This window comes from Bradyrhizobium elkanii WSM2783, assembly GCF_000472865.1.
In the GTDB taxonomy this organism is placed as follows: Bacteria; Pseudomonadota; Alphaproteobacteria; order Rhizobiales; family Xanthobacteraceae; genus Bradyrhizobium; species Bradyrhizobium elkanii_A.
Genome location: NZ_AXAP01000063.1, coordinates 41,207 through 48,050, shown reverse-complemented (window position 1 = coordinate 48,050; position 6,844 = coordinate 41,207). Strand labels below are relative to the sequence as shown.

At 64.9% G+C, this 6,844-nt stretch carries 5 protein-coding genes and 1 pseudogene; 4 read left to right on the top strand and 2 right to left on the bottom strand.

All coding sequences use genetic code 11. From position 1 onward, the window contains the following. Nucleotides 1-245 (top strand): annotated as a pseudogene (locus tag YY7_RS62225) (IS4 family transposase); the annotation flags it as partial. A gap of 59 nt (nt 246-304) precedes the next feature. Here the strand turns inward: YY7_RS62225 and YY7_RS0136010 are convergent. Then, entirely contained in the window at nt 305-3,013 is a 2,709-nt protein-coding gene (locus YY7_RS0136010; RefSeq protein WP_028167436.1) for a bifunctional acetate--CoA ligase family protein/GNAT family N-acetyltransferase, read from the bottom strand. Between the two features lie 236 nt (nt 3,014-3,249). On the opposite strand from YY7_RS0136010, the gene YY7_RS0136005 reads away from it, so the two are divergent. Further along, nucleotides 3,250-3,975, top strand: coding sequence for a CBS domain-containing protein (locus tag YY7_RS0136005; RefSeq protein ID WP_028167435.1), 726 nt, complete (start codon nt 3,250-3,252; stop codon nt 3,973-3,975). 75 nt (nt 3,976-4,050) lie between these two features. On the opposite strand, the gene YY7_RS0136000 is transcribed toward YY7_RS0136005, so the two are convergent. Next, entirely contained in the window at nt 4,051-4,470 is a 420-nt protein-coding gene (locus YY7_RS0136000; protein WP_028167434.1) for a CBS domain-containing protein, read from the bottom strand. 200 nt (nt 4,471-4,670) lie between these two features. Here YY7_RS0136000 and fixL point away from each other — a divergent pair, with 200 nt between their 5' ends. Together fixL and fixJ are read left to right on the top strand one after the other, a co-directional pair. After that, entirely contained in the window at nt 4,671-6,200 is a 1,530-nt protein-coding gene (gene fixL / locus YY7_RS0135995) for a sensor protein FixL (RefSeq protein WP_028167433.1), read from the top strand. Next, nucleotides 6,190-6,807: a response regulator FixJ gene (fixJ, locus tag YY7_RS0135990; RefSeq protein ID WP_028167432.1), complete on the top strand. Its 618-nt coding sequence runs from the start codon at nt 6,190-6,192 to the stop codon at nt 6,805-6,807. Before fixL ends, fixJ begins: the two co-directional genes overlap by 11 nt. Nucleotides 6,808-6,844 lie beyond the last annotated feature (37 nt).

Below are 6,844 nucleotides of genomic sequence, written 5' to 3'. Positions count from 1 at the left end.
TCCTCGGCACCAACGACAATGCTATCCGCCTGCAGGTGCTCGCTGCGATGATTGCCTACCTGTTGTTGCGCATCGCCGCGCGCGCCAACTGCGTCAAGATGCTCCCTCTCAGGCTGGCCGAACTGATCCGCCAGTTTCTGTTCACCCGTCGATCCCTGGCCGCGATCAACGAGCCGCCACCTATCAATCCCAGTAAGCCCAAATCGCGAACTTCCCCGAACCAATTGGCATTTTGCTATGGCTGATTTTCCCCGGACAGCCCTGCGCTTGCGGGAGAGGGAGAACCAGCACCGCCTCCTCCGCTTCACAGCGCCAGCTTGACGTCACAGAGGCCGTGCTCGAGAGGATCGGCCTTCACCTCGAAGCCGAATTTCCGGCACATATCGAGCATCACGATGTTCTCGGTCAGCACCTGGCCCGAAATCGCCTTCAGCCCTTCCGATCTCGCGTATTCGATCAGGAGCTGCATCAGCGCCCAGCCGAGCCCCTTTCCCTTCAGATCCGTGCGCAGCAGGATCGCATATTCGCCGCTTTCATAAATCGAGTCGGAATGAATCCGCACCACGCCCAGGATTTCCTGGGTGCTTTCGTCGACCGCCACGAAGGCCATCGCGCGTGCGTAGTCGAGCTGGGTGAGCCGGGCGATGAACTCGTGGGAGAATTCCTTGATCGGCGCGAAGAAGCGCAGCCGCAGGTCCTCAGCCGTGACGTGCCGCAGCAAGTCGTGGATCTGGGGCTCGTCTTCGGGTCGGATCGGCCGCGCGAAGATACGTCGCCCGTCGATCGGCTGCCCGTCACGGTCCGCAAGCTGCCGCTGCCATCGTGACGGATAGGGCCTGACCGCAAAGTTGCTGAGCCCGGGCCCCGCAAATTTGCGCGGCACGATGCCGACCGCAACGCGCGCATCGACCACGAGCACGCCGGCCTCGTCCGCCAGCAGGGGATTGATGTCGAGCTCCCTGATCTCGGGGAGATCCGCCGCCATCTGCGCGAGCTTGACCAGCACGGTCGCCACCGCATCCGGCTTCACCGCCGGCACGTCGCGATAGGCGCGCAGCAGCCGCGACACCCGCGTGCGCTCGATCAATTCGCGCGCCAGCCGCATGTCGAGCGGCGGCAGCGCCAATGCCTTGTCGTTGATGATCTCGACCGCGACGCCGCCGCGGCCGAACACAACCACGGTGCCGAAGGTCGGATCGTCGGCGAGGCCGAGAATGAGCTCGCGCACCTTCGGCCGCACGATCATCGCCTGCACGATGACGCCGGAAACCCGCGCATCCGGCCGCAGCGCCGTGGCGCGGCCCAGGATCTCGGCGGTGGCCACGCGCACGGCATCAGGCGTGGTCAGATTGAGGATGACGCCGCCGATATCAGACTTGTGCACGATGTCGCGCGACATGATCTTCAGCGCGACCGTCATGCCTTGCGCGAACAGGGTGTTGGCATACTTGACCGCCTCCTCCGCATCGGCCGCGAGATAGGTCTCGACCATCGGGATGTCATAGGCTTCGAACAGCCCTTTGATCTCGATCGGGTTGAGCCACTGGCGTCCGTCCGAGATCGCGGCGGTGACGATCTTGCGCGCCGCCGGAGCGTCAGGCGTAAAGCTCTCCGGCATCGCCGGCGGCACCTGCGTCAGTTCCTCCACGACCTCGCGATGCCGCACCAGGTGCATGAAGCCGCGCACCGCGTCGTCCTCGGTGATGTAGTTCGGAATCCTGTTGCCGCTGAAGAGGTCGCTGATCGCGCCGTTGGCGCCGACCCACACCGCAAGCACTGGCTTGGCCGCCCTGCCCCGCTTCTTGCGGTGCTCGGTCACGATCTTGGTCACGGTCGAGGCAATCTCGTCCGGCGCGGCAATCGCGGTCTGCACATTCATGACCAGGACCGCGTCATTGCCGGGATCGGCGAGCAGCGCCTCGAGTGCCACGGCATAACGTGAAGCCCCGGCATCGCCGACGATGTCGACAGGGTTCGAGCCGGACCAGGTGGGCGGCAGGGCCGCATCGAGCTGCGCGTGAGTGTTTGGCGTGATCGTCGCCGGAATTCCGCCGAGCTCGACCAATCGGTCGATCGCGAGCACGCCGAGGCCGCCGCCATTGGTGAGCAGCGCCAGCCGCTTGCCCGGCGGCGAGGCCACGCGCGCCAGCGTCTCGGCGCAGTCGAACAATTCGCGCAGATCGGAGACCCTGAGCATGCCGGCGCGGCGAAACGCGGCATCATAGACTGCGTCCGAACCGGCAAGCGCGCCGGTATGCGTCGCGGCCGCCTTCGCGCCCTGCGCCATGCGGCCGGACTTGACCACGACCACCGGCTTGATCCTCGCCGCGGCGCGCGCCGCCGACATGAATTTGCGCGCGTCCTTGATCGACTCGACATAGAGCAGGATCGCGTGCGTTGCGCCGTCGAGCGCGAAATAATCCAGGAGATCGGCGATATCGACGTCGAGCTGATCGCCGATCGAGACGATGCCGGAAAATCCGACCACGCGCTGCGCGGCCCAGTCCACCATGCCGGCCGCGATCGCGCCCGATTGCGAGATCAGCGCGAGGTTGCCCGCCGCCGGCAGATGCGTCGAGAAGCTGGCATTGAGACCGACGCTGGGCGCCATGATGCCGATGCAGTTGGGGCCGATCAGCCGCATGCGATGCTTGCGCGCCGCCCGTTCGGTGGCCTCCGCGAGCGACCCCGGGCCGTGGCCCAGTCCGGCGGTGATGATGACGGCGCCGGTCGCGCCGCGCTGGCCGGCATCGTCGACGATCCCGGGCACGGCGGCGGCCGGCGCCGTGATCACGACGAGCTCGGGCACGAATGGCAATTCGGCGATACTGCCGACCGTCGCAACGCCGGCAATCTCGGCATGGCGCGAATTGACCACACCGAACTGGCCCTTGAACTTGCCGCCGGAAATATTCTGCACGATGGCGCGGCCGACCGAACCCTCGCGCGGGCTGGCTCCGACGAGCGCGACCGAGCGCGGCGACAGCAGGTGATTCAATCTGTAAGTGGACATGCTCTGCTTCCGGACCTTCGGCCAGCACTGGCCGTATCGAGGTTGCGAGGCGATGGCGCTGCGATGCGACACCGTAACCAGCCATGGTGGCCGGCCCATGACGAATAGTTCCTGTTCCGGAGTCGGCCTTGCGTTTGCTCAATTCCGACGGGCCCGAACGCGTTGACCTGCCTCAAACGCCGGGCCTACGGTACGGCTAGGCTGCGACTATCAACCGCATCAAATGGAACAAACCCATGCGCGCCCATCAGATCATGACCCGCCCGGTCATCTCAGTCACGCCTGAAACAACCATCGTCGATGCAGCCAACCTGATGCTGCAGCGGCATATCAGTGGACTACCAGTCGTCGCCGCCGGCAAGCTGGTCGGCGTCATCTCCGAGGGCGACTTCCTGCGCCGCGGCGAGATCGGAACCCAGCGCAAATACGGTCGGTTCCTGAAATTCCTGCTCGGCCCCGGCCCGGCCGCGACCGAGTTCGTTCGCGAGCAGGGCCGCAGGGTCGCCGAGATCATGACCTCGGATCCGATCACGGTCACCGAGGAGACGCCGGTCGAGACGATCGTCGCGCTGATGGAGAAGCATCACATCAAGCGCCTGCCGGTCGTTCGCGGTGACGAGATCGTCGGCATCGTGTCGCGGTCCAACCTGCTGCAGGCGGTGGCAAGCCTTGCCCGCGATATCCCCGATCCGACTGCCGACGACGACCACATCCGCGACCGCGTCATCGCTGCGCTGGAGAAAGCGGATTGGTGCCCGTTCGGCCTCAGCGTCGTCGTCCGCGACGGTATCGTGCACTTGAGCGGCGTCATCACCGACGAGCGCAGCCGCCAAGCCGTGGTGGTCGCCACCGAAAACGTCGCCGGGGTGAAGAAGGTCCACGACCATCTCTGCTGGGTCGAGCCGATGTCGGGATTCTATCTGGCTTCGCCCGACGACAGGGAATGGGCGAAGACGGGCTAAAAAGCGCCGGCCCTTCGCAGCGTGACGACGGGCGGTCGTCACGCGGCAATTCCTTCGTCAAAATTGAAATCGGAATCAGCCGGCGCAGTCGCGCAGGGCGCGCATCACGTCTTCGCGAGAAATGATGCCGGCGAGCCGTTCGCCCTCGAGCACCGGTATGCTCCGCAGCCGGTGATTGACCATCAGTTCGAGCACCCGCGTCAACCGCGTCTCCGGCACCACATAGATGAATTCCGACGTCATCACGTCCGCGGTCGTTTTCTGCATCAGATCCTCATAGCGCGGCAGGATGCGCGCCGGCGTGAAGACGAAGCAGGACAAGAGGTCGAATTTGGAGACCATCCCCACCACCTGCGTCCCGTCGACGACGGGATAGGTGTTGAAGTCCTCCTTCTCGAAACGTTCGCACAGTTTGGCCATCGTCATCTCGCGTGAGACCGTCTTCGGCTCGCGCGTCATGTAGTCGGCGGCGGTCAGCTCGAGAAATTTGTACAAGGCGAATCCTCTGTCAGCTTCTTCATTTAAGCCAGCTGCCCCGCTGGCATATTGACCGAAGTCAATCACCGAACCTGCCGGGTTGCGGCGACTGCGGGACGAAGTCCCTCCTCCCCTTGAGCAGGACTGGCCAATCGGACCATAATCTGCCAGACCACTGTACGAATCCGCCCCGCGGCGGCGAAGAACCGGAAAAGCGTTTGACTGGCCTCGACCCTTCCCCTTCCGATGACTGCGCCCCCGATCGGCGCTTTCGGCTCGGCGCCGAGGGAGCCGGGATCGGCGGCTGGGATATTGATCTGTCGACCAAGGAGCTCGCCTGGTCGACCACCGCGCGCAGGCTGTTCGGCGTTCCCGATAACGCGCCGATCAGCTACGAGTTCTTCCTCTCGCTGCTCGGGCCCGATGACCGCGAACGCACCGAACAGGCGATGTCACGCGCGGCCGAAAGCGGCGAGCCCTTCGACCTCGCCTACCGGCTGAGCCGGAATGATGACGGCGACCGCTGGGTGCGGCTCCGCGGCAGCCTGACGCGGGACAAGACGTCCGCGCACCTTTCCGGCATCGTGCTCGACATCGATGAGGAAAAGCGGCATGAGGAAGCCCTGCGCACGCGCGAAGGGCACCTGCGGTCGATCCTGGAGACGATCCCCGACGCGATGATCGTCATCGATGGCCGCGGCACCATGCAATTCTTCTCGAGCGCGGCGGAACGGCAGTTCGGATATGCCGAGCAGGAGGCGATCGGACAGAATGTCAGCATCTTGATGCCGGAGCCCGACCGCTCTCGCCATGACAGCTACATGGCACGCTACCTTACGACCGGCGAGCGCCACATCATCGGCATCGGCCGCATCGTGACCGGCCAGCGCAAGGACGGCACCACCTTCCCGATGCATCTGTCGATCGGCGAGATGCAGTCCGGCGGTGTGCCCTATTTCACCGGCTTTGTCCGCGATCTCACCGAGCACCAGCAGACCCAGGCGCGGCTGCAGGAATTGCAGTCGGAGCTCGTCCACGTCTCGCGCCTCAGCGCAATGGGCGAGATGGCGTCCGCGCTCGCCCACGAGCTCAACCAGCCGCTCGCCGCCATCAGCAACTACATGAAAGGCTCGCGCCGCCTGCTCGGCGCGAGCGATGACCCGAACCGCGCCAAGATCGAGAACGCGTTGGACCGCGCCGCCGAACAGGCGATCCGCGCCGGGCAGATCATCCGCCGGCTGCGCGACTTCGTTGCCCGCGGCGAGTCGGAAAAGCGCGTCGAACGTCTCTCGAAGATGGTCGAGGAAGCCGGCGCCTTGGGCCTTGCTGGCGCGCGCGAGCAGGACGTGCGGATCCGCTTCAACCTCGATCCGCGATATGATCTGGTGCTGGTCGACCGCGTCCAGGTCCAGCAGGTGCTGGTCAATCTGTTCCGCAATGCGCTGGAGGCGATGGCGCAGTCCGAGCGGCGCGAGCTGATCGCCTCGAACCGGCCGGTCGACGAGGACATGATCGAAGTGTCGGTGTTCGACACCGGCCATGGATTTCCTGACGACGTGGAGAAAAACCTGTTCCAGACCTTCTTCACCACCAAGGAAACCGGCATGGGCGTCGGGCTGTCGATCAGCCGCTCGATCATCGAGGCGCATGGCGGGCGGATGTGGGCCGAGTCCAATGACGCGGGCGGCGCGACCTTTCGTTTCACGCTGCCGGCGGTACCGAACGAGAGTTTGACAGATGGCGCGTAGGGGAAATGTCTACGTCATTGACGATGACGACGCGATGCGGGATTCGCTGCAATTCCTGCTTGATTCGGCCGACTTCGACGTGCGCCTGTTCGAATCGGCGCAAGCCTTCCTGGACACGCTCCCCACCATCGAGTTCGGCTGCGTGGTCTCAGATATCCGCATGCCCGGCGTCGACGGCATCGAGCTCTTGAAGCGCGTCAAGGAAAGCCGCGGAGCTTTCCCGGTCATCATCATGACCGGCCATGGCGATGTCCCGCTCGCCGTCGAGGCGATGAAGCTCGGCGCGGTCGACTTCATGGAAAAGCCGTTCGAGGACGACCGGCTGATCGCGATGATTGACGTCGCGCTCCGCCAAGCCGAGGCCGGCGCCCGCGACGAGGCCGCGACCCAGGACGTCGCCGCCCGCATCGCCTCGCTCAGCCCGCGCGAGCGGCAGGTCATGGACGGGCTGGTGGCCGGGCTTTCCAACAAGATGATCGCCCGCGACTACAATATCAGCCCCCGCACCATCGAGGTTTACCGGGCCAACGTGATGACCAAGATGCAGGCGAGCAGCCTTTCGGAATTGGTCCGCCTGGCCATGCGGGCCGGGGCGCTCAAGGATTGAGCTGAATCAAGCCGGCCGGCATCGAGAGGCTTATAAA

Coding starts and splice junctions, on each gene's coding strand:
- YY7_RS0136010 (WP_028167436.1), bottom strand. CDS start 3,013: ATGTCCACTTACAGATTGAATCACCTGCTGTCGCCGCGCTCGGTCGCG.
- YY7_RS0136005 (WP_028167435.1), top strand. CDS start 3,250: ATGCGCGCCCATCAGATCATGACCCGCCCGGTCATCTCAGTCACGCCT.
- fixJ (WP_028167432.1), top strand. CDS start 6,190: ATGGCGCGTAGGGGAAATGTCTACGTCATTGACGATGACGACGCGATG.